This window comes from Sutcliffiella horikoshii (assembly GCF_044809035.1).
GTDB classification, from domain to species: domain Bacteria; phylum Bacillota; class Bacilli; order Bacillales; family Bacillaceae_I; genus Sutcliffiella_A; species Sutcliffiella_A horikoshii_G.
In genome coordinates this window covers 3,418,860-3,441,605 of record NZ_CP085237.1, presented here as the reverse complement: position 1 = coordinate 3,441,605, position 22,746 = coordinate 3,418,860, and the positions used below count along the sequence as shown (strand labels likewise).

Annotated in this window: 20 protein-coding genes; 15 read left to right on the top strand and 5 right to left on the bottom strand. The window is 41.7% G+C overall.

Annotation, left to right across the window (positions count from 1 at the left end; translation table 11 throughout):
• Positions 1-5 precede the first annotated feature (5 nt).
• The 3 genes from LG307_RS17850 to LG307_RS17840 are packed head-to-tail and all read left to right on the top strand — an operon-like array spanning position 6 to position 4,865.
• Positions 6-1,022 (top strand): sugar phosphate nucleotidyltransferase, encoded by a 1,017-nt coding sequence (locus tag LG307_RS17850; RefSeq protein WP_404444817.1) that lies wholly within the window; start codon positions 6-8, stop codon positions 1,020-1,022.
• Positions 1,019-2,470, top strand: a complete 1,452-nt coding sequence (glgA, locus tag LG307_RS17845) for a glycogen synthase GlgA (protein ID WP_404444815.1) — start codon at positions 1,019-1,021, stop codon at positions 2,468-2,470. Before LG307_RS17850 ends, glgA begins: the two co-directional genes overlap by 4 nt.
• Complete coding sequence (locus LG307_RS17840; protein ID WP_404444812.1) at positions 2,460-4,865, top strand: glycogen/starch/alpha-glucan phosphorylase; 2,406 nt, start codon at positions 2,460-2,462, stop codon at positions 4,863-4,865. The genes glgA and LG307_RS17840 overlap by 11 nt, the downstream gene beginning before the upstream one ends.
• A gap of 404 nt (positions 4,866-5,269) precedes the next feature.
• Here LG307_RS17840 and LG307_RS17835 read toward each other — a convergent pair whose 3' ends face one another.
• A complete protein-coding gene (locus tag LG307_RS17835; protein WP_404444810.1) occupies positions 5,270-5,890 on the bottom strand; it encodes a lipase family protein in 621 nt (206 codons plus the stop codon).
• A 273-nt stretch (positions 5,891-6,163) separates the two neighbouring features.
• Here LG307_RS17835 and LG307_RS17830 point away from each other — a divergent pair, with 273 nt between their 5' ends.
• Positions 6,164-6,589: a DUF1801 domain-containing protein gene (locus LG307_RS17830; protein ID WP_404444808.1), complete on the top strand. Its 426-nt coding sequence runs from the start codon at positions 6,164-6,166 to the stop codon at positions 6,587-6,589.
• Between the two features lie 49 nt (positions 6,590-6,638).
• On the opposite strand, the gene LG307_RS17825 is transcribed toward LG307_RS17830, so the two are convergent.
• Positions 6,639-7,382 carry a TraR/DksA C4-type zinc finger protein gene (locus tag LG307_RS17825; protein WP_404444806.1) on the bottom strand — a complete coding sequence of 248 codons (744 nt, stop codon included), beginning with the start codon at positions 7,380-7,382 and terminating at the stop codon, positions 6,639-6,641.
• A 115-nt stretch (positions 7,383-7,497) separates the two neighbouring features.
• Positions 7,498-8,436, bottom strand: coding sequence for a 1,4-dihydroxy-2-naphthoate polyprenyltransferase (locus LG307_RS17820; protein ID WP_404444803.1), 939 nt, complete (start codon positions 8,434-8,436; stop codon positions 7,498-7,500).
• Between the two features lie 263 nt (positions 8,437-8,699).
• On the opposite strand from LG307_RS17820, the gene LG307_RS17815 reads away from it, so the two are divergent.
• The 10 genes from LG307_RS17815 to LG307_RS17770 all read left to right on the top strand — a co-directional run bounded on the left by LG307_RS17815 (position 8,700) and on the right by LG307_RS17770 (position 20,580).
• Complete coding sequence (locus LG307_RS17815) at positions 8,700-10,094, top strand: isochorismate synthase MenF (RefSeq protein WP_404444800.1); 1,395 nt, start codon at positions 8,700-8,702, stop codon at positions 10,092-10,094.
• Entirely contained in the window at positions 10,091-11,851 is a 1,761-nt protein-coding gene (menD, locus tag LG307_RS17810) for a 2-succinyl-5-enolpyruvyl-6-hydroxy-3-cyclohexene-1-carboxylic-acid synthase (protein WP_404444798.1), read from the top strand. The genes LG307_RS17815 and menD overlap by 4 nt, the downstream gene beginning before the upstream one ends.
• On the top strand, positions 11,851-12,660 hold the full coding sequence (gene menH, locus LG307_RS17805) for a 2-succinyl-6-hydroxy-2,4-cyclohexadiene-1-carboxylate synthase (RefSeq protein WP_404450499.1): 810 nt from the start codon (positions 11,851-11,853) through the stop codon (positions 12,658-12,660). Before menD ends, menH begins: the two co-directional genes overlap by 1 nt.
• Before the next feature lie 24 nt (positions 12,661-12,684).
• On the top strand, positions 12,685-13,506 hold the full coding sequence (menB, locus tag LG307_RS17800) for a 1,4-dihydroxy-2-naphthoyl-CoA synthase (RefSeq protein ID WP_404444796.1): 822 nt from the start codon (positions 12,685-12,687) through the stop codon (positions 13,504-13,506).
• A gap of 100 nt (positions 13,507-13,606) precedes the next feature.
• Positions 13,607-15,112, top strand: a complete 1,506-nt coding sequence (locus LG307_RS17795) for an o-succinylbenzoate--CoA ligase (protein ID WP_404444794.1) — start codon at positions 13,607-13,609, stop codon at positions 15,110-15,112.
• On the top strand, positions 15,093-16,211 hold the full coding sequence (gene menC, locus LG307_RS17790; protein ID WP_404444792.1) for an o-succinylbenzoate synthase: 1,119 nt from the start codon (positions 15,093-15,095) through the stop codon (positions 16,209-16,211). The genes LG307_RS17795 and menC overlap by 20 nt, the downstream gene beginning before the upstream one ends.
• 387 nt (positions 16,212-16,598) lie before the next feature.
• A complete protein-coding gene (locus LG307_RS17785) occupies positions 16,599-17,525 on the top strand; it encodes a metal ABC transporter solute-binding protein, Zn/Mn family (RefSeq protein ID WP_404444789.1) in 927 nt (308 codons plus the stop codon).
• A gap of 49 nt (positions 17,526-17,574) precedes the next feature.
• The gene (locus tag LG307_RS17780; protein WP_404444787.1) at positions 17,575-18,321 is read left to right on the top strand and encodes a metal ABC transporter ATP-binding protein; all 747 of its coding nucleotides are present in this window, start codon (positions 17,575-17,577) and stop codon (positions 18,319-18,321) included.
• 10 nt (positions 18,322-18,331) lie between these two features.
• Complete coding sequence (locus tag LG307_RS17775) at positions 18,332-19,687, top strand: iron chelate uptake ABC transporter family permease subunit (protein WP_404444784.1); 1,356 nt, start codon at positions 18,332-18,334, stop codon at positions 19,685-19,687.
• Positions 19,687-20,580 carry a metal ABC transporter permease gene (locus LG307_RS17770; RefSeq protein WP_404444781.1) on the top strand — a complete coding sequence of 298 codons (894 nt, stop codon included), beginning with the start codon at positions 19,687-19,689 and terminating at the stop codon, positions 20,578-20,580. The genes LG307_RS17775 and LG307_RS17770 overlap by 1 nt, the downstream gene beginning before the upstream one ends.
• Before the next feature lie 465 nt (positions 20,581-21,045).
• On the opposite strand, the gene LG307_RS17765 is transcribed toward LG307_RS17770, so the two are convergent.
• Positions 21,046-21,201 (bottom strand): DUF1540 domain-containing protein, encoded by a 156-nt coding sequence (locus tag LG307_RS17765; RefSeq protein ID WP_404444779.1) that lies wholly within the window; start codon positions 21,199-21,201, stop codon positions 21,046-21,048.
• Positions 21,202-21,387: 186 nt separating this feature from the next.
• Between LG307_RS17765 and LG307_RS17760 the strand changes: the two genes are divergently transcribed.
• Positions 21,388-21,675: a DUF2325 domain-containing protein gene (locus tag LG307_RS17760; RefSeq protein WP_404444777.1), complete on the top strand. Its 288-nt coding sequence runs from the start codon at positions 21,388-21,390 to the stop codon at positions 21,673-21,675.
• A gap of 39 nt (positions 21,676-21,714) precedes the next feature.
• Here the strand turns inward: LG307_RS17760 and LG307_RS17755 are convergent, their stop codons facing one another.
• Complete coding sequence (locus LG307_RS17755) at positions 21,715-22,743, bottom strand: cytochrome d ubiquinol oxidase subunit II (RefSeq protein ID WP_404444774.1); 1,029 nt, start codon at positions 22,741-22,743, stop codon at positions 21,715-21,717.
• Between the last annotated feature and the right edge of the window lie 3 nt (positions 22,744-22,746).

The following is a 22,746-nucleotide window of genomic DNA, read 5'->3' as shown; positions in this document are numbered from 1 at the left end:
CATTTATGAATAAAACAATGTTAGGTATTATCAATGCAACAATCCATAATGAAGAAATGCAAGAGTTAACATTAAAGCGTTCCATAGCAGCAGTCCCATTCGGAGGACGATATAGGCTGATAGATTTTGTGCTCTCGAATATGGTCAATTCAGGTATACAGAATGTTGCCATCTTCCCACGTTATCAGTACCGATCCCTGATGGATCATCTTGGATCTGGGAAGCAGTGGGATCTGGACCGTAAGCGTGATGGTTTATTTTTCTTTCCAAGTTCCGAAAATGAAAATACGGGTTCTTTCCAACATTTTAAAGAGAATGTGGACTTTTTCGGTCGCAGCAGTCAGAAATATGTCGTGATCGCGAATAGTTTTACCGTATCAAATATGAACTACAAACTGATACTTGATCGTCATATTCAAAACAAATGCGATATTACCCATGTGGTAAAAGAAGAGGAAACATTGGATATGTATGTCCTGGAGAAGGATCTGCTTGTGAAATTGTTCATGAACCATGAACAAACGGGATATAGAAGTATCATGGATGTGGTAGAGGATATTACAAGCGGTTATAAAATTTGCAACTATGAGTATAGCAATTATGCAGCAGTGATTGATTCCCTCGAAAGTTATTATGAACACAGCTTGGAATTGTTAAATCCTGTAGTCTGGAAACAAGTGTTTGTGAAGGATCATCCAGTCTTCACAAAAGTTAAAGACGAGCCTCCAACAAGTTATTCCAAAGATGCTTTTGTAAAGAACTCCATGATTGCCAACGGTGCCATCATCGAAGGGCATGTAGAGAACAGTATTATCTTTCGAGGAGTAAAGATTGGAAAAGGCACCGTAGTCAAGAACAGTATAGTAATGCAAAAAGGTGTCATAGGAGAGAATTGTGTTTTAGAATCGGTCATATTAGACAAAGATGTTAAGGTAGAAAACGGTACAAGGTTAACAGGGAAAGCAGATTCCCCGTATTTAGTGAAAAAAGGATCGGTACAAGGAGCTCTGATGAATTCGTGAAGGTATTGTTTGTCGTATCAGAATGTGTCCCATTTGTGAAGTCAGGTGGCTTAGGCGATGTTGCGGGAGCATTGCCTAAGGAATTAAAAAAACTAGGTACGGACGTACGGGTTATCTTGCCAAAATATGGGCAGATACCAGAAGTTTTCAAAAACAAAATGAAAAGAGTTCAGACCACTTTTGTAGATGTGGGCTGGCGTCATCAATACTGCGGCGTGGAAAAACTAATACACGATAATATCACCTATTACTTTATCGATAACGAATACTACTTTAACCGCGATTCCCTGTACGGTCATTTTGATGACGGGGAACGCTTTTCCTTTTTCTGTCGTGCCGTATTGGAAAGTATGACGGCTATCGATTTTATCCCAGATGTCATTCACTGCCATGATTGGCACACAGGAATGGTTAATTTTATCTTGGAGCGGGAATACAAACAGAATCCTAGATTTGAACATATTCAAAGTGTATTTACGATTCATAATCTTCAATTTCAAGGTGTGTTTCCACCGAGTATCCTGCATGACTTATTGCGTATTGATAGAAAATACTTTCATGCGGATGAACTGGAGTTTTACGGAAATGTTAATTTTATGAAAGCTGCTTTAGTATCATCCGGTTATATCACAACAGTAAGTCCTACCTATAAAGATGAAATCCAAACTGCTTATTTTGGGGAAAAGCTCGATGGTGTTCTTCGTCATAGGAATGACGCGTTAATAGGAATTATTAATGGAATTGATGATGACCTGTATAGTCCTGAAACCAATGAGTACATTGAAGCAAATTATTCCGTCAGTAAGATGGGGAATAAAAAAGTGAATAAGGCAGCTCTGCAAAAACTATGCGGACTACCAGTCAAGGAAGATACGCCAATCATTGCCATGGTAAGCAGGTTGACAAAGCAAAAAGGATTGGACCTTGTTACATGTGTCCTGCATGAATTGTTGGAGAAGGATGTGCAGATTGTCGTGCTAGGAACAGGGGAGCCTCCGTTTGAACATTACTTCAGAGAGCTATCTTATCAATATCCCGAAAAGGTAAAAACATTCATAGGTTTTGATGAACCGCTTGCCCATCAAATTTATGCGGGTGCGGATATGTTCTTAATGCCATCAAAATTTGAACCGTGTGGTCTTGGCCAACTAATTGCCTTGCGCTACGGAACCATTCCTATAGTACGGGAAACCGGCGGGCTAAACGATACCGTCCATTCTTATGATGAAACGACATTAGAAGGAAACGGATTTTCCTTCACCAACTTTAATGCCCATGATATGCTTCATACCATAAGGCGGGCCATAAGCATATATGAGCAGCCTGAAGTGTGGAACGGCATCATGAAAGAAGCAATGGAACGAGATTATAGCTGGGCTAAATCAGCATTTAAATACAACCAGTTGTATTCAACACTAATGGCTAGGAGTGGAGTGCATGTTCTCTAGTAAAGAGAAATTCAAGGCTGCTTTTTTAAAAAAATTGGAGAGTATGTACGGAAAGAGCTTCCAGGAATCAACCTCAAGAGATCATTATCATACACTCGGAAACATGGTAAGAGAATATATCAGTGCAAACTGGATTACCACCAACGAACGAAATCGTGCTGCTGATGAAAAACAAGTGTACTATCTTTCTATCGAATTTCTGTTAGGAAGATTGTTGGGAAGTAACCTTTTGAATCTTGGAATTCAAGAGGTGGTGGAAGAGGGGCTAAAAGAACTTGGGCTTGACTTCGCTTCCATCGAAGAGATTGAAGCAGATGCAGGGCTTGGAAATGGTGGGCTAGGCCGCCTTGCAGCCTGCTTCTTAGATTCCCTCGCATCTTTAGACCTGCCTGGTCATGGATGTGGCATTCGCTATAAGCATGGACTATTTGATCAGAAATTTGTTGACGGTTACCAAGTGGAATTGCCTGAGCAATGGTTAAGGCACGGAAACGTTTGGGAGGTAAGAAAGCCAGACCAGGCGGTTGAAATCAACTTCTGGGGGAAAGTAGAGTCTTATAAAGAAGATGGAAAAGAAAAATTCAGGCATGCAAAAGGAGAGGCTATTACAGCGGTTCCTTACGATATGCCGGTTGTCGGCTATCAAACAGATACGGTCAACATGTTAAGGCTTTGGAGTGCTGAACCTGCTCCTTTTCCGACAAACAAGGACATCATGCAATACAAAAGGGATACAGAGGCAGTTTCCGAATTTCTTTATCCAGATGATACACATGATGAGGGGAAAATCCTGCGTTTAAAGCAGCAATATTTCCTGGTTGCCGCTAGTATCGGGAGCATTATCCGTTCTTACAGAAAGAAAAATGGTAGTTTAATAGATTTTCATAAAAGAGTGACCATTCATATCAATGATACCCATCCGGTATTAGCAATTCCGGAATTGATGCGGATTCTTTTGGATGAAGAGGATATGAGTTGGGAGCAGGCTTGGGAAATTACCTCCCATACCATCTCTTATACCAACCATACAACACTCTCAGAAGCATTGGAAAAATGGCCAATCAATATTTTCCAACCACTGCTGCCGCGGATTTATATGATTGTAGAAGAAATCAATGAACGCTTTTGTGCTGACCTATGGAAAAAATATCCTGGTCAATGGGGACGGATTGAAGAAATGGCAATACTAGCCCATGGCTTAGTAAAGATGGCTCATTTAGCGGTCGTTGGTAGCTTCAGTGTCAATGGTGTTGCAAAGATACACACGGAAATATTGAAAAATCGAGAAATGCGTTTATTTTATGAAGCATTCCCAGATAAATTTAACAATAAAACAAATGGGATTACACACCGCAGATGGTTGTTAAAAGCAAACCCTCAACTGACCTCACTCATTCAGGACACCATCGGTCATGGGTGGATGAAAGACACAACACAACTTCGACAGCTTGACGTATATGCAAACGATTCCGCGTTCTTGGAGAAGCTTGACCAAGTGAAACGGGAACGAAAGCAAATATTAGGAGAGCGTATCAGAAGACAAACGGGAATCGTTATTGATTCAGAAAGTATTTTCGATGTACAAGTAAAGAGGCTGCATGCATACAAACGTCAGCTTTTAAATGTTTTTCATATTATGTATTTATATAACCGTTTAAAAGAGGACAGCAGTTTTGATATACATCCTAGAACATTTATTTTCGGAGCAAAAGCTTCTCCAGGCTATTATTATGCTAAAAGAGTAATCAAGCTAATAAACTCTTTGGCAGATAAGGTGAATAATGATCCGGCGATCAATGGGCGGATAAAGGTTATCTTCCTAGAAAACTATCGTGTTTCCTTGGCGGAGGATATCTTCCCAGCAGCGGATGTAAGTGAGCAAATATCCACTGCAAGTAAGGAAGCGTCAGGTACAGGAAATATGAAGTTCATGATGAATGGGGCCTTGACGATCGGCACGCTTGATGGAGCAAATATCGAGATTAAAGAAGAGGTCGGGGAAGAAAACATGTTCATCTTCGGACTTACCGCGGAACAGGTTTTGAATTATTATCAAAATGGCGGATACCGTTCTAGTGAGTATTACCATCACGATAAGAGAATCCAGCAAGTTTTAGAACAGCTTGTCAACGGATTCTTCCCGGATGTGGACGACCACTTTGAACCAATACACGATTCCTTGCTAATGCAAAACGATGAGTATTTTGTGTTGAAGGATTTTGCCTCTTATATAGATGCACAGGAGCGAGTGGATGCCGCATATCGTAATCGCAATCACTGGCTGACGATGAGCGCAAAGAACATCGCCCATTCCGGCTTCTTTTCAAGCGATCGCACCATCAGGCAATACGCTAATGAAATCTGGGGACTAGAACCTAGCTACAGCAAACGATAACAAAGTGTATAAACTGTTGATTTCTGTTTCAGGCGCTTCGCTTGCCTGCGGGCGGTCCGTGAGCCTCCTCAGGCGTCGCCTTCCGGGGTCTCACCTGCCCCTTCCTCCCGGGGCGGGGCGTCTGCGCGCCTTCCACTCCTATCAACAAGGTGGCTACATTTCACCTTAAGTTTATAAAGTGCAAGGAAAACCAATACCATTATTAAACGTAATTTCTAGCTGTGGATTGGAGCAAATGGCGAAGACTCCCGCGGGGGAGTAACGGTAGGTTGAGACCCCTGAAGCATTGTGAGGAGGCTCAAGCGCCGTCCCGCGGAAAGCGTAGCCATTTGTGTAAAGGGACAGCGTCCATTCACCAATATACTTTAAAAGGACCGAGCATTTTTGCACGGTTTTTTTGTCTTTTAAAATTTTTCTTTCATTGCTTTTATATAGGTTTCAATGCTGTGGTTTTTTATGATGGAGCCTTCTGTCAGCAGGAAGCGGGTGGGAGTCATGGTGTGTTTGTAGTGCCAGGTTCTTTTGCTTAGCGGTGCAACGACTTTTGTTGGTGGAACAAAGGGTACGAGGTCAGCTAAATTGACGAAGCGGATCGAAGCAGGAACATACTCATTGTAGAGGTTTGCAAAAGCCTCATTTCCTACTCGCGGAGCACCGAAACTATACATATATACCGAGGCAAATCGTGTATTCAAGGCACAATCGAGTGAAAATAGGGTAGCGAGTGCTCCTCCAAGACTATGCCCTGTGATGAATAAAGTTTTGGAAATTGATAGCTCCTGCTGAAGGCACTTAAAAAGGTCTTCCCTCATGGACTCATATACCGAAAGAAAGCCACCATGAACAAGTAGCTGTTCACCTTTGTCACAATAAGGAAATGATTGCTGGAATATTTCTGCATCCGCAATCCAGTCAGGGTCAGTTTGTGTACCGCGGAAGCTAACGATGATCGCGTCCTCACATTCTAAAATAAAACCGAACCATTCCAGGCTATGAAAGGATACTCCTTTGAATTCTTTTATCAAATTAAAGCCTTGAGGTATAGAAAATATACCATTTTGAAGATACTGGTCATAGGCTAGCTGACAACATTCTGCTAGAAAAACAGCCCACTCCTTAGAAAATATACCCCTGGTGTACATGTATCAGTTCCCTCACTTTCTGGTATAAAGCGTGATAACGGCCTGTGATAATGTATGGGTTCAACAATAAAGTGGTGCTTAATTGAAAAAGGGAAAGGGATACAAGGAGAAATGTGGAATAAATATAGGGTGATATTTAAAGAAAGGAGCACTGGTATGGGGTATGAATTAAAAACAAAAGAAACGGAAAGCAGTGTTATCGAATTCATTGAATCCGTGGACAGTCCTAAAAAACGGGCAGATGCTTATAGACTGTTAGAAATTTTCACAGAAACAGCAGGTTTTGAGGCGAAAATGTGGGGACCAAGCATTATTGGGTTTGGCTCTTATCATTACAAGTATCCTACGGGTCATGAAGGCGATTTTATGCTTGTCGGGTTTTCCCCTCGTAAGGCTAAAATCAGCTTGTATTTTGCAACAGGTGATTCAACAAGGGAAGAACTGCTGCAAAAATTCGGAAAGCATACGACAGGAAAGGCCTGTGTGTACATAAACAAAGTGGCGGATATTGACGAGGATGTATTAAGAAAGTTAATCAGGCAGTCAGTGGCATATTTACAAGAAACATATCCATCCAAATAAAAATAAGGAAGCCTTAACGTAAACTGTCGTTAAGGCTTCCTTATTAATTTTACTCTGTATAAGGATCTTTCTCATACCCATGCAAGTCACCGAATGAGGTCATAATGCCTTCCTCATCAAGTGCATCTTCATAAGCCTCATGCTTGATGGATGGATACACGGTAACGTTTTGCCCGTACATATCGGTACCGACAAAGTTTTCATAATCCTCTACATAGCCTTCATTTTCTTCGCTTTCTATATAGGTCCGGTCGTAATGTTCGATATCATCAGAAAAGTCGGATGGAGACTCGGACGTCCCGTACCTTTGGACAATTTGCCATGTATCCTCCGAATCAAAAGCCACACCTTCTGATTCATCGTATTCAAATCTTCCATAAGGAGGCATCAGCACTTTTTCCTCCACAGGACGGTCATGGGATACCACTTGATCGGGACTGTGCTCCTTACAATAAGTGGTGGTCGGAATAGCGTCGAGACGCTCTTCGTCTATTTGTTTTCCGCAGACCTCACAAACTCCGTACGTACCAGAGGCCATAGCTTGGAGGGCATGATTGATGTCCTTCATTTCTTTTTCGGCATGTTCATTTAAAGCAAGGTCTTTTTCTCTTTCATATAACTCGGTTCCAAGGTCACCAGGGTGGTTATCATAAGCGGAAAGCTCACTTACTGTTTCATAAGGATGTTCCTGTTCCAGCTGGTAATGATCATTTTGATCCAGGTGAGCTTGAAGCGTTTTTTTTGTATCTTCCAATTGTTGCTTTAACTGATTTATTTTATCAGGCGATATCATACAAATAGACTCCTTTCATATCCTGTCTATTTGTATTATGAGCGTTCCTTCCATAAATCATGATTGCCAATTAAAAAAACTGACTCACATGTTAAGAGTCAGTTTTTTAAAATCATTATGCAAAGTAACCGATTAGAAGTCCGATTCCAAGCAAAAAGCCGAAAATGGTGTTTGTTTTTGCCGTCGCCACCATGGCCGGCATCATCGTCACATTGCTGTTATTGTTTGTAAAACCTTTGATTGCAGAAAGTGGCTTCGCCACAGATAAGAAAACTAATAATAACCAAAAGGACGCGTAACCAAGTGCAATAAAGAGTACAATAAGTGCATAGGATACGATGAACATAGCAGCTAGTAGCAGGATGGCGTTCTTTCTGCCAATTAAGATGGCAACTGTTTTCCGACCATTCTCCTTATCGCCTACAATATCACGAATGTTATTTGCTAAAAGAATCGCTCCGACAAGAATGGAGATGGGAATGGAAATAAGCATTGCCGTGTCAGAAATGGTGCCGGTTTGAATATAGAAAGAAATAAGAATAATGACAAATCCCATAAAGAAACCTGCTACAATTTCTCCGAAGGGGGTATATGCTATAGGGTAGGGACCTCCTGTATAAAAATATCCGGCTGCCATACAGGCTGTTCCGATAACGGTCAACCACCATGTACTGTGCATGCAAATATACACACCAAGCAAAGTAGCGATACCGAAGAAGGCAAAAGCCAGCTGGAGTACAGTGGCCGGTTTAACACCGTGCCTTACTATTGCGCCGCCGATTCCGACTGAATTTTCATTATCCAAACCCTTTTTATAGTCGTAATACTCATTGATCATATTTGTCGCTGCCTGTATTAACAGGCTGGCCAACAACATGGCCAGAAACATAGGCCAATCAATGGATGTGTCATAGAGGGCAAGTGCCGTCCCAATGAATACCGGAACAAATGCCGCTGTTAAAGTGTGTGGACGAAGCAGGTTCCACCACACCTTCCATCTTTTTTCTGTAGGTGGTTGAAAGCTTGTCTCTGTTTGAATTGTCTGAGGTTGCATTATGTGACCCCTCCATCTATTATGGCAAAATAAAAAACGAAAGCAATATATTATAAATACAATATAAGTGTATGTAAAGGGACAAAAGGTGTCAACGGTTTTTCAGAAGAAACACAGGAAGATTTTGCATGTATCTATTATAAGGAAGAAACACGAAAGAAAACGGCTCATTTTGTTGACATAAAAAGGTTTTGAGGTGTATCTTTAAGGAAGCAATTTCGAGACAAAGTCTTGCGGTAACAAGGCCTCGGGGGGAGTCTTACATGATTACAATACCATTTCATCATATAGTGAGTTTATGGGAGGAAGCGAAATCAAAAGCTGCCTCGATAAACCAGACGGTCTTAATAAGTTATACTAAAAAAGTGGAACAGCTTGATCCCCTGCATTTTTTCCGTAAAAGTGAACCTTTTTATGAAGGTCAACGGTTCTTCTGGTCCAATCCTGATCATTCCCATATGATGGTTGGTGCAGGAGTGACTGCGGAATTCACTGCAGGTGGAGAAGACGACAGATATCATGATATTGAAGCGCAATGGAAGCGTTTTATTCATCATGCTGTTTGCAACAAAGATTCGCAGGAAGTGGGTCCGGTTATATATGGTGGCTTCTCGTTTGATCCTAAGAAGGAAAAAACGAAGCTATGGGATCAATTTGCGGACGCTCTATTTATTTTACCAACCTTTATGCTCACAAAAATAAAAGGCGATACCTACATCACCATAAATTACTTAAGTGATTGTGATGAAAGTATGCTGAAAGATTTGGTTAAACTGGAAGAGGAGCTTTTAAAGAGCTCTTCTATTAAGCATGTCAGCACCACTTCAATTGTAAAGTGTCTTGAAATGGATCCAGTGGAATGGAAGGAGTCCATCTCTAAAGTTACGGAGAAAATAACGGAGGGAGAGATGGATAAAGTAGTACTGGCAAGGGAATTACGGGTTCTTTTCCAAGATAAAGTGAATGTGGCGCCTGTATTGGAAAACCTTATGAAGGAGCAAGCGAACAGTTATTTATTTACGATTGAAAGAGGGACCGATTGCTTCCTTGGCGCAACACCGGAACAATTGGTGAAAAAACAAGGGAACAATGTCCAGTCTATGTGTCTTGCGGGTTCGATTGCAAGAGGTGACTCGGTGGAAGAAGACTCACTGCTTGGCAAGGCTTTACTTAGTGATGAGAAAAACATGCATGAACATGACTTGGTTGTGCAAATGATTCGTGCATCCTTAGAGAAGGTTTGTGAAAATGTGAGTACACCATCTGAACCAAACCTTTACAAAATGAAGCATATCCAACACCTTCACACGCCGGTAACCGCGGAAACTAGTGATGATTATAGCCTTTCAGATCTAATAAAATTGCTGCATCCAACACCTGCGCTAGGCGGCTTTCCTCAGGAAATTTCCCTTCAAACAATAAGGGAAGTGGAACGTTTGGACAGAGGCTGGTATGCGGGTCCACTGGGCTGGATGGATTGGAAAGAAGACGGGGAATTTGTGGTGGCTATTCGTTCAGGTCTGCTGCAGGAGAGAGAGGCATCCTTGTTTGCAGGATGTGGGATTGTCGGGGATTCCGACCCTGAGAGCGAATACCAAGAAACACAGATTAAATTCCGTCCAATGTTATCAGCATTAGGGGGCAATTTTACAAAATGACTTCGACGAACGATATGACCTATTATCTTGCAGCTTTTGTAGATGAATTAGTAAAAAGCGGACTCGAGGATGCGGTAATCAGCCCCGGGTCCCGTTCCACTCCCATCGCCTTACTTTTGGCGGAACATCCTGCCATCCATGTTACGGTACTGATTGATGAAAGATCTGCGGCATTTTATGCACTTGGACTTGCGAAAACAAAGAATAAACCAGTGGCTATTCTTTGTACATCTGGTACTGCAGCAACCAATTATTATCCTGCGATAGTGGAGGCCTATCAATCAAGACTTCCACTCATTGTCTTAACAGCAGATCGCCCTCATGAACTTCGCGATGTTGGCGCTCCGCAGGCAATTGACCAACTGAAAATGTATGGAGATTACGTAAAATGGTTTGTGGAGATGGCATTACCAGAAGATACGAATGCCATGATTAGATATGCGCGAACAATGGCTGCTCGAGCTGCCGGCACTTCACTTAGCGCTCCTATAGGACCGGTTCATCTTAATTTCCCTTTACGAGAGCCGTTGATTCCAGATTTAAACGCAAAGGAGCTTTGGTCCAGGTACAAAGAAAGCAATGAATCGATTGTGGAAGTGAATGTAGGGGAATATTCCATTTCAGATGAGCAGGCACATTTTTTTGCAAAGCTAATGAGTGAACGGAAAAAAGGAATCATTGTTTGTGGAGAGATTCCGCAGGTCAAGATTGATGAATGTTCACAGGCGATTGCGGAGTTGTCTAAAACGTTGCAATATCCGATTTTTGCTGATCCATTGTCAGGACTCAGAACAGGACCACATCCAAAAGAGACGGTAGTAGAAGGCTATGATGCCTTTTTACGTCCAGATGAAGTGAAGGAGGCATTGGAACCCGAGATCATCATCCGTTTTGGGGCGATGCCGGTATCGAAATTTTTGATGCAATACATAAGCAAGTCAAGCAATGCTGTCCAGATTGTCGTGGACGGGGACGGCGGCTGGAGAGATCCGACGTTACAAGCAAGCTATATGGTTCATGCAGAAGAAAGGCTTTTCTGCCGGAAGGTACTAGAAAACCTTAATGCGCGAGATTCCTTTGAATGGTTAGACTATATTAAATCGTTGAATAACCTGACAAAAAAGGTACTTTCTGAGGAACAGATTGGCAATATGTTTGAGGGAAGGGTGATTTCCGAACTCCAAACAATGCTACCAGATTCTTCTGCCATTTTTGTGGGGAACAGTATGCCTATCCGTGATATTGACACTTTCCTGTTTACAGATGATAAAAAAGTATCGGTGATTGCAAACAGGGGAGCAAATGGGATTGATGGTGTGGTTTCCACTGCACTCGCAGCAAGTAAAGCTTTTGAGAACCTCGTACTCGTTATCGGAGATTTGTCTTTCTATCATGATATGAACGGACTGCTTGCAGCCAAATTACAAAAGCTTAACGTAACCATCGTTCTTGTAAATAATAATGGAGGAGGAATTTTCTCTTTTCTTCCGCAGTCAAAAGTAGAAAAACATTTTGAGTCATTGTTTGGAACTCCTACTGACATGGAATTTGAACATGCTGTTAAATTGTACGAAGGCGATTACATGAAAGCGGAAAATTGGGCTGAATTTAAAAAGGCAGTAACCTACTCTCTTCAAAATAAAGGCTTGAAAGTGATAGAAGTCCCGACAAATCGTGCAGAGAATGAAGAGATTCATCGCAAATTGTGGAAAAATGTTTCCCAGGAAATGATTTTGACATTGGAGAACAAAGAATGATGAAGATCAACGGGGTATACTATCATGTAGATAAAATTGGTGATGGTTCCCACCATGTTCTAATGCTGCACGGTTTTACTGGGAACGGAAGGAATTTTCATGATTTGATAGCAGAATTAGAAAACGCGGATGATTTTACTTTTATACTGATCGATCTACTTGGTCATGGTAAAACAGAAGCGCCAGGCGATACAAAGCGATACAGTATGGAAAATACGATAACTGATTTAAGAACTATCTTAGAAAGATTGGAGATATCCAAAATCTCCATCTACGGCTATTCCTTGGGAGGAAGGGTGGCGCTTTCTTTTGCCGTTGCTTCCCCCATGCTTGTTAGAAAGCTAGTGCTTGAAAGTGCGTCTCCCGGATTGGAAATAATGGAGGACAGGCTTGCCAGGATTAAATCGGATGAAAAGCTTGCCGAGCAGATAGAAAAGGAAGGCCTGAAATCCTTTGTGGATTTTTGGACTGACATTCCACTTTTTCAATCACAGAAGAAGTTGTCGGTTTCCAAACAAGAGGCTATTTATCAGCAACGATTGAATAATTCATCTGTGGGACTGGCAAATAGCTTACGTGGCATAGGTACAGGAGTGCAACCTTCCAATTGGGAACTTCTTGATAAAATGGACTGTCCCGTTCTTTTAGCGGCAGGGGAGCAGGACGAAAAATTTGTCCTTATTGCTCAGGAAATGAGAAAAATGATAAAAAAATCGCTTTTTTTTAAAATAAGTGATGCGGGACATGCAATTCATGTGGAACAACCGCGAAAGTTTGGTAAAATAGTAAGTGAGTTTTTGTCGAACTAATTTATGTTAGGGAGGAAATAAAACATGGCAAGAGAATGGATAGCAGGACCAAAACAATTTGAAGACATTTTATATGAAACATATAACGGGATCGCAAAAATTACGATCAACCGTCCGGAAGTACATAATGCTTTCCGTCCAAAAACGGTAATGGAATTGATTGAAGCATTCGCGTATGCACGTGATGATTCTAGTGTCGGGGTAATTATCTTGACTGGTGCAGGAGACAAAGCATTCTGTTCAGGAGGAGACCAAAAGGTTCGTGGTCATGGCGGATATGTCGGGGAAGATGAAATTCCTCGCTTGAACGTACTTGATCTTCAACGTTTAATCCGTGTAACACCTAAGCCTGTAGTGGCAATGGTGGCAGGCTGGGCAATTGGAGGCGGACATGTATTGCATGTAGTGTGTGATTTAACAATTGCTGCTGACAATGCACGCTTTGGACAAACTGGCCCTAAAGTGGGAAGTTTTGATGCTGGTTACGGTTCTGGATATCTTGCACGTATCGTTGGGCATAAGAAAGCTCGTGAAATCTGGTACCTTTGCCGTCAATACGATGCGAAGGAAGCATTGGATATGGGGCTAGTGAACACGGTTGTTCCGTTGGAGAGATTAGAAGATGAAACAGTTCAATGGTGTGAAGAGATGTTAGAAAACAGTCCGACTGCACTACGTTTCTTGAAGGCTGCCATGAACGCAGATACAGATGGCTTGGCAGGTCTTCAACAGTTAGCTGGAGATGCTACATTATTGTATTACACTACGGAAGAGGCAAAAGAAGGCCGTGATGCTTTTAAAGAAAAAAGAAAGCCGGACTTTGGACAATTCCCTCGTTTCCCTTAATAATTTCACTTTTGGTGATCGGAGGGCAATCTAAGAGCTTTTGGCTTTTGGATTGCTCTTCTTTTTGTATATGAAAAAAAAGGTGAGAGGGGGTAAAGTGATGACAATATTACCGAATTTTTTAATGAAACGGGCTTCTTTGACTCCGGAACGGATAGCACTAGAAATGGAAGATAGAACGGTTACTTTTTCAGAGCTTTACATAAATTCTCTAACTCTTGGTGGGAAGCTAGTGGAATTGGGAGTAAAGCGGGGTGACCGAATTTCTATCTTTATGGCCAATAGCTTAGAAATGGTAGAGTTACTGTTTGCGCTGAAAAATATCGGGGCTATTACGGTTTTACATAATTTGAGACTAACTTCAGCGGAACTCTCTTATCAAGTAGAGGACGCATCATCCCGGTTTATTTTAGTGGATGACGAAAAGGTAATAGGGCTTAAGGAAAGGAAGGAGTTTAAGGAAACTCAGAAAATCGTACCATTTTCAGAGGTTTTTCAGTTAGGCGGAAGCGACTTTCCTTTAGTTGAAGAATTTTCCCTTGAGGAAGTGGATACCATCATGTACACAAGTGGTACAACCGGTTTTCCTAAAGGAGTGAAGCAAACATATGGCAATCACTTTTGGAGTGCAACTGGATCAGCTTTAAATATGGGATTGCATGAAGAGGATTGCTGGTTGCTAGCGGTGCCTATCTTTCATATTAGTGGCCTTTCCATCTTAATGAGAAGCGTGATTTATGGAATGAGAGTGATTATCCATAGTCGTTTTGAAGCGGAGAGAGTGCATCAGGATTTAATGACTCGGCAAGTTACCATTGTTTCCGTGGTCACTACCATGCTTAGCGGTTTGCTGGAGCAACTTGGTACTAATTGCTACCCACAAGCATTTAGGTGCATGCTTGTTGGGGGTGGGCCAGTACCAAAATCAGTGTTAGAAGAGTGCATGAGGAAATCGATTCCTGTTTACCAGACATATGGCATGACAGAAACATGCTCACAGATTGTCACGCTCTCTCCGGACTTTTCCATGACAAAACTAGGTTCAGCTGGTAAACCGCTTTTTCCTTGCCAGCTAAAAATAATGGATAACGGACTGGAAGCTGGTCCAATGGAAACAGGTGAAATCGTCGTCAAGGGTCCCAATGTGACAATTGGATATTACAACTGGGAAGAGAGTACTGTTGAGGCCATTAGGAATGGATGGTTGTACACGGGAGATTTAGGATATGTGGATGAGGACGGTTTTCTGTTTGTTGTAGATAGAAGAAGTGATTTAATTATATCAGGCGGAGAGAATGTTTACCCTGCAGAAATTGAAGCGGTCCTCGTATCGCATCCTTCTATCAATGATGCGGGAGTAACAGGTATGGAGGACGCTCGTTGGGGGCAGGTTCCAGTGGCATTTGTGGTTACCAACAAGGTAGTGGAGCTGTTGGAAGAAGAATTATTTACTTTTGTGCGAGAGCGATTGGCAGGCTATAAAGTCCCTAAATCTTTTTATCTTGTGGAACATTTGCCAAGAAATGCTTCGAATAAATTAATGCGCAGAGAGCTTTTCAAAATGTTGCCTGATTGGGAGGGCCGAGATGAACATTCAGCAGATTGATTTATTCCTGACTTCCATGAAATTAGTTCAGCCATTTAGAACTCACCAGGAAACAGTCACAGACAGGGAAAGCATCTTAATCAAAATAACGGATGACTTAGGATATACTGGCTGGGGAGAAGTGGTTGCATTTTCTTCTCCTTGGTATACCGAGGAAACCATTGAAACTGCTTGGCATATGCTGACTGAGTTCTTTATCCCAACGATTATTCAAGGGGAATGGACGTCACCGCGGGAAGTGAATGAAGCTCTTATTCCTTGGAAGCGAAACCAGATGGCGAAGGCGGGCCTTGAGATGGCAGTGTGGGATCTATTCGCTAAACGTGCTGGAGTTTCTTTAGCAGCGTATATTGGTGGTGTCCGTAAAAGGGTAAAAGCTGGAGTTGTAGTGAGTATGGATACTCCTGAGGTAATGCTCTCAACAATTGGAAGTCGATTAGCAGAGGGCTATGAAAGAATTAAAGTGAAAATAGATCCTGCTAATGATTACGAAATGCTTCAACTGATTAGGGATACTTACCCAGATATTGCTTTACTAGCAGATGCAAACTCTGCTTATACGCTTGAAGATCTAGAGAAATTAAAACAACTGGATTCGTTAAAGTTGTTAATGATGGAACAACCGCTTGCTGCTGATGATATTGTGGAGCATGCCGAGTTGCAAAAGCATTTATCGACTTCCGTTTGTTTAGATGAAAGTATCGTTTCGCTTCAGGATGCAAGAAACGCTGTAAAGCTTGGAAGTTGTAAAGTGATGAGTATTAAAATAGGGCGAGTAGGCGGCTTGGCAAATGCTATTGATATCCATGATCTATGTGCAGAGCATGATATTCCTGTCTGGTGCGGGGGAATGTTAGAAACAGGGATTTCGAGAGCATTCCACATCGCCCTTGCTTCATTGCCCAGTTTTACGATCCCTGGAGACATTTCTGCATCAAACCGTTATTGGGAAAGGGATGTTATCAAGCCGGAAGTCGTAGTGGAAAATGGTGAAGTGATGGTGCCAGAAGGTCCAGGCATCGGCTATGAAGTAGACGAAGAGTTTGTAGAATCAATCAGTAAGCGAAAAGCAAGCATTCACTCAAAGGCAACCACATAAAAAAATTCCGACAAAATAATAAACACATCCCTAAAAGACCAAAGGCCCTGCAGCGCCATCGCTGCAGGGCCTTTTTTCGTTAACTTACTGTATATTCGACGTGAAGAGGGAAATTCCTAGAGGGGTCTGACCCCCTTTCTTTTTTTTTCGCCTTTTTTCGTTCTTGACAAATGTTTGCTTAGGGTTTAAGTTTTGTATGAGGGCAACTTTTTAGGTTTAGGCTTAAATTACTGCAATTGGTCAAGTTTGAATCACATTTTTATTTTCTTCTGCATAAAGTGGTCTAGGAGTAAGGTGAAAATGTGTATTTTTTTACCATAAATTTTGCACAAGAGAAACTTTTGTTACTTAGTACAAATATTTATTTGAAAAGGAGAGAGAAATAATATGAGAAAGTTATTGGGGAGATTTTTTCTGATTGGGGCTATCAGTTTTGGATTGACTGCTTGTTCATCAGGAGCTAACAGCGATGAGAATGAAACTATCCAGGTTACTACTACGATTGCACAGATTGCTGATATTGCTGAAAACATCGGTGGAGAAAAAGTGAAGGTGGAAAGTCTGATGGGCCCTGGAATAGATCCCCACTTGTATAAAGCATCACAGGGGGATTTGAAGAAATTAAATGACGCAGATATTATTTTTTACAATGGGCTTAGACTAGAGGGGAGAATGGGCGATATTCTGAATAAGATGGCAGAAGAAAAACCAACCATTCCTGTAGCGGAGTCTGTGCCGAGTGATTTGCTTTTAAAAGCAGAAGGGGAAACGGACAAAATGGACCCGCACATTTGGTTTGATATCTCCTTATGGTTGTATGCTGTAGAAGAAGTGAAAAATACATTAGTTGAACAAGATGAAGAAAACGCTGCTTACTATGAAAAGAATGCCGAGGCTTATATTAATGAATTAAAAGAATTGGATGCTTACGCAAAGGAACAAATTGCTGCCATCCCACCAGAGAGCAGAGTGCTCGTAACAGCTCATGATGCATTTCAATATTTTGGTGAAGCATATGATATGGAAGTGACCGGACTTCAAGGTCTTAGTACAGATGCGGAGTTTGGTTTGAATGATGTGCGTTCCATTGTAGATTTACTGGTGGAAAGAGATATCAAGGCTGTATTCGTAGAAAGTAGTATTTCTGAAGATTCCATCAATGCAGTTGTTCAAGGAGCAGAAAGCAGAGGGCACACGGTTAAAATTGGTGGGGAATTATACTCTGATGCGATGGGAGCTGCAGGAACAGAAACGGGAACATATTTAGGAATGTTCCGACATAATATCGAAACAATCGTTAATTCGTTAAAATAAGCTATTTTATATATAAAAAAGGCAAATTTAGAAAGCAAGGTGAACGAATATGGAGCCGGTCAAAATAGAAAATTTAACAGTAGCTTATCATCGTAAACCTGTATTAAAGGAAATTAGTTTCAGCGTACCGGAAGGAAAACTTATCGGGATTATTGGTCCAAATGGTGCCGGTAAATCGACGTTAATTAAGGCGGCTTTGGAATTAATTCCAAAGGCGTCTGGTACTATATCAATCTATGGAAAATCATACAGATCACAGCGTAAATTAATCGGTTATGTTCCACAGCGTGGATCTGTTGATTGGGACTTTCCAACAAATGCACTCGATGTAGTCCTAATGGGGAGATACGGTCATATCGGTTGGCTGAAGAGGCCAAATAAAAAAGATGTTGAGTTTGCTTATGAATGCCTTGATAAAGTGGGGATGAAAGAGTACGCGTCACGCCAAATCAGTCAACTTTCAGGCGGACAGCAACAGCGAGTGTTCTTGGCAAGAGCGCTTGCCCAGGACGCAAGTGTTTATTTTATGGATGAACCATTTGTCGGGGTGGATGCTGCAACGGAGAAAGCGATCATTACGATACTCAATGAATTGAAAGCACAAGGGAAAACGGTGCTCGTAGTCCATCATGATCTCCAGACAGTAAAGGAGTATTTTGACTGGGTGCTGTTACTTAATCTTAGAAAAATTGCGATAGGTCCAACAGAAGAAGTATTCACGATGGATAATTTGCAAAAAACGTATGGTGGACGGTTGGCATTTTTAGACCAACATCATGCCATTGTCGAACAATAGGAGTGACAGTATGGAAACGGTTTTAAATATGCTTCAAGATCCGAACGTGCAGTGGGTGTTGCTCGGAACGATTCTTCTTGGAATAGCAAGTGGTGTCATCGGAAGTTTCGCCTTGTTAAGGAAGCAAAGCCTGATTGGGGATGCCATGGCACACGCTGCTTTGCCGGGTATTTGTATCGCGTTCTTACTATATGGGGCGAAATCGATGTCATGGTTCCTAATTGGCGCATCCATTTCAGGTTTAATAGGGACTTATTGTATTCAAGCCATTATCAAACATTCCCGCATAAAAGAAGATACAGCAATCGGTCTGGTTCTTTCTGTGTTTTTTGGCTTTGGTATCGTCCTGTTAACTTACATTCAGCAAAATGGGAGCGGCAATCAGGCGGGGCTTGATTCCTTCATTTTCGGGCAAGCGGCAGCGATTGTCGGATTGGATGTTCAAATTATCAGTGTGATCGCCTTTGTGTTGATTTTCATCACGTTCATCTTATTCAAGGAATTGAAGCTGATTACTTTTGACCCTCAATTTGCTCAAGGGATAGGGTTACCAATCAAGTGGTTGAATGGGCTGTTGATGACGATGATTGTAGGGGCAGTAGTCATAGGGCTTCAAGCGGTTGGAGTTATTTTAATGGCAGCGATGTTAATCACGCCTGCCATAGCTGCAAGGTATTGGACAGAACGACTTGATCATATGGTAGTGCTGGCTGGGATGGTCGGAGGAATCTCAGGCGTTGTTGGAACATTGCTCAGTACACTCTCGCGTGGTATGCCGACAGGACCATTAATCATTTTGGCAGCAACGATATTATTTTTAATCTCCCTTTTATTCGGTACCAGAAAAGGGTTGTTGCCTAAAATGGTGAAGCAATGGAAGGTCAAGCGCTTAATAACCAGGGAGAATGTCTTATCAAGTCTGTATGAGTTGAGCGAAAAGACGTTGAAAGCGTCAGAAGGAAAAGAAATTGGAAGTTATTCCTTCCAACAAGTGGTGGCATTACGTCCTGTGTCCACCCTTACCCTGCTCGGTGTGGTTAAGGAATTGAAAAAGGAAGGACTATTAGCAGAGGAACAGTCAAATAAACAAGTGATGCTAACGGAAAAAGGACTTGAGTTGGCACATGAAATTGTTCTGAAAAACAGGTTATTGGATATGTATCTCATGTTTGAAAGCAAATTCCCTGTTTCAAACTGGCGAGAGGGAAGCATGGATCTTTTAAATGGACCAAAAGAAATAATTGATGAGCTACGGGCTTTACTCAAGGATTTTGGAAGGGAACCTAATGGCTTATTTTTATATAAAAAGAAAAGAAAAATAGGGAACAAAGGCTTCCATTCCGCAGTAGAAGGGAGTGAAGGCTGATGAGTTATGAAGGATGGATTATAATAACCGGATCTCTAGTAGGGATAACTTGCGGACTTACCGGCTGTTTTCTTATTCTAAGAAGAATGGCGATGCTTGCAGATGCGATCAGTCATACTGTATTACTTGGTATAGTTGGAGCATATCTTGTTTCTAACAGTCTGGACGGAATTTATATGTTTGCAGGCGCATTAGTAGTCGGGCTATTGACAGCATTTTTCATTCAGCTGCTCCATTCATCAGGTGTGCAGTCGGATGCAGCTATCGGCGTTGTATTTACTTCCCTATTTGCGCTAGGCGTGATTTTAGTTTCCTTATATGCAGGAAGGATTCATTTAGATGTGGATCATGCGTTGATGGGGGAAATCGCTTTTGTTCCATGGGATACGTTGATGATTGCCGGCATGGATGTCGGGCCGAGGGCAGTATGGATGCTTGGAGCGGTTTTAGTAATAAATTTGGCAGTTATTTCGCTCTTTTATAAAGAATTGAAACTTTGCTCATTTGATCCTGAAATGGCCCTCGCCATTGGTATACCAGTGATGTTCATGCATTATTTATTAATGGGGATGCTCTCCATTACAACCGTCGCTTCTTTCGATAGTGTAGGGGCAATATTGGTTGTCGCGATGCTCATTGCGCCTGGGGCAAGTGCATATTTGCTGACAGATAGATTGAGTGTCATGCTATTATTAAGTGCTGGGATCGGGGTTGCCTCGGCAGTTCTTGGGTATTATGCAGCCTCTTTATTTAACGTTTCGATATCAGGTATGATGGCTTCGATGGCTGGATTATTGTTTCTTTTAACCTTTTTCTTATCGCCAAAGCACGGCTTGGTGATGAAGTGGTTCTTTAGGAGAAGTTTATCGAAGGAAAGCAACAGCCTCCAGTAATTGGGGGCTTTTTAAAATGTTAAGTATATAAACACGGTTGATTTCCGTTGCAGGCGCTTCGCTTGCCTGCGGGCGGTCCGTGAGCCTCCTCGGGCTTCGCCCTGCGGGGTCTCACAAGTCCCTTCCTCCCGCGGGCGTCTGCGCGCCTTCCACTACAATCAACTAGGTTACTTCATTCAACATAGGGTTTATGGAGAGAGATTTGGATTGACTACTGAAAAAATAAACTTTTCGTTCGCGTAATATTCAGCTGTGGATTGGAGCAAATGGCAAAGACTCCAGCGGGGGAGTAACGGTAGATTGAGACCCCGCAACGAAGTGAGGAGGCTCAAGCACCGTCCCGCGGAAAGCGAAGCCATTTGCGGAAAGGAACAGCGGTAATAAACCAATCAACTAAATGACTGGTTTTCTTACATAGAAAATCCCAAGAACTGCCTGCCACGCAGCTCTTGGGCTCTTTGTTTTTTAATGAGCAGGTTCGAATGTTTTACAGTCAGTATCCTTTGAGTCGTGTGCGGTGTTCCCTTTATGGCTCACCACATAGATAGCATCTGCTTGGCAAAGGTTACCTTGTCCCCAATAGTTACAGTTTTCCACTTCACATAAAACTTCTTTCGCCATTGTTACGTCCTCCTTTTTTGTACAGAAGATACATCTCTATTGTTAGCCATAAAAAATTTTTCATACTTCATTATAAAAAATAGGTATATTTTATAAATTTATTGACAAAGAGAATCATTCTCAATTATTATAGTGTTATAAAAGAGAATGATTCTCAATTAAACGATAGAAGGGAAGTAATATAATATGGCTTCATTAATGGTAGTTGGCGCAGATCATTTAGGTAATATACAAGAAAAGCTTGTCACGCAGGGATTTGAAAATGTTTTACATATTGACGGAAGAAAGGTGCAAGTAGTGAAAAGAAGCATTCCAGAGCATATTGATATTATTTTGGTTCTTACCGATTACATCAACCATAATCTTGCTAAAGTGATCAAGCAAAAAGCAAAAGAGAGTAACAAACCTGTCTTTTATTGTAAGCGTTCGTGGAGCTCCATCCAGAAAGTCCTTTGTAATTTTTCGTCGAAATAAAAACCAAAAGCCAGGAGAAGAGTCCTCCTGACCTTAAATTTAATTTTCGCTTTTGATGTATTTCTCGTCTTTCATAAACAATCGCCAAAAGTAGAGAAAGCCTGGAAATAAAATGATAAAACCAACTATATAAGTGATAAACAGTGCCCTAAAAGAAGCAGGGTCTGTAAATGCATTTTCAATAGTGACATTTGGATAGATGATATATGGAAGATGTGCCCGTCCGTATGCATAACTTGCCAATGCATACTGAATAAATGCAGAAACAACCCCTAATCTCGGCAGCCCTGTCCATCCATCCTTTCCAGGGATAACAAGTGCAACGCCTGTCACGACAAACATCCCGGCTGAAATAAATAACCATACAAGATAGTCCATCATCCCATTGAACAGCCATGTTGCTTCATAGCGCATCGTGATCATGATCAAGAGGGCGCCGAATAGGGAGACAGGTCCTAATATCAAGGCATCCCTCCTGTATATAGCATATGCATGTCTGTCATTTGCCACTTTAGAAAAGTCCGCTAGTAACAAAGAAGACAGAAATAACGTACTGCTAATGGCAAAAAGGATGAAAGAGAGAGCGTGTGGACTTGTCAATAAACGGCCAAGCATTAAAGTGTCAACGCCGTCGATATTATCCACAAATCCGCCATGTGTAATCGGCAAAACAAGGATCAAAAAAGCTGGAATGATAATACCACTGATACCAGACACATACGTCAAAGGTTTATGGTAATCATCTACAATATGGGAGAACACAAGGAACCCGCTTCGGACTGCTAGCAAAAGTAAAATGATGCTTCCTGGTATCAAAAGAACAGTCCCTAATGTATAGGCCGCGCTTGGAAAAAAGCTATATATCGCCACTACCACGGCTACAATGAATACATTCGTAACTTCCCACGTTGGTGATAAGTACCTGTTAGCGATATTGGTGGCATTTGTTTTTTCATTTTTGATATAGAGCATGGACCAAAAGCCGGCTCCGAAGTCCATCGTCGCCATTACGGCATAGATGAAAATAAAACCCCATAGGACGGTAATTGCCAATACTACATCTGTCATGAA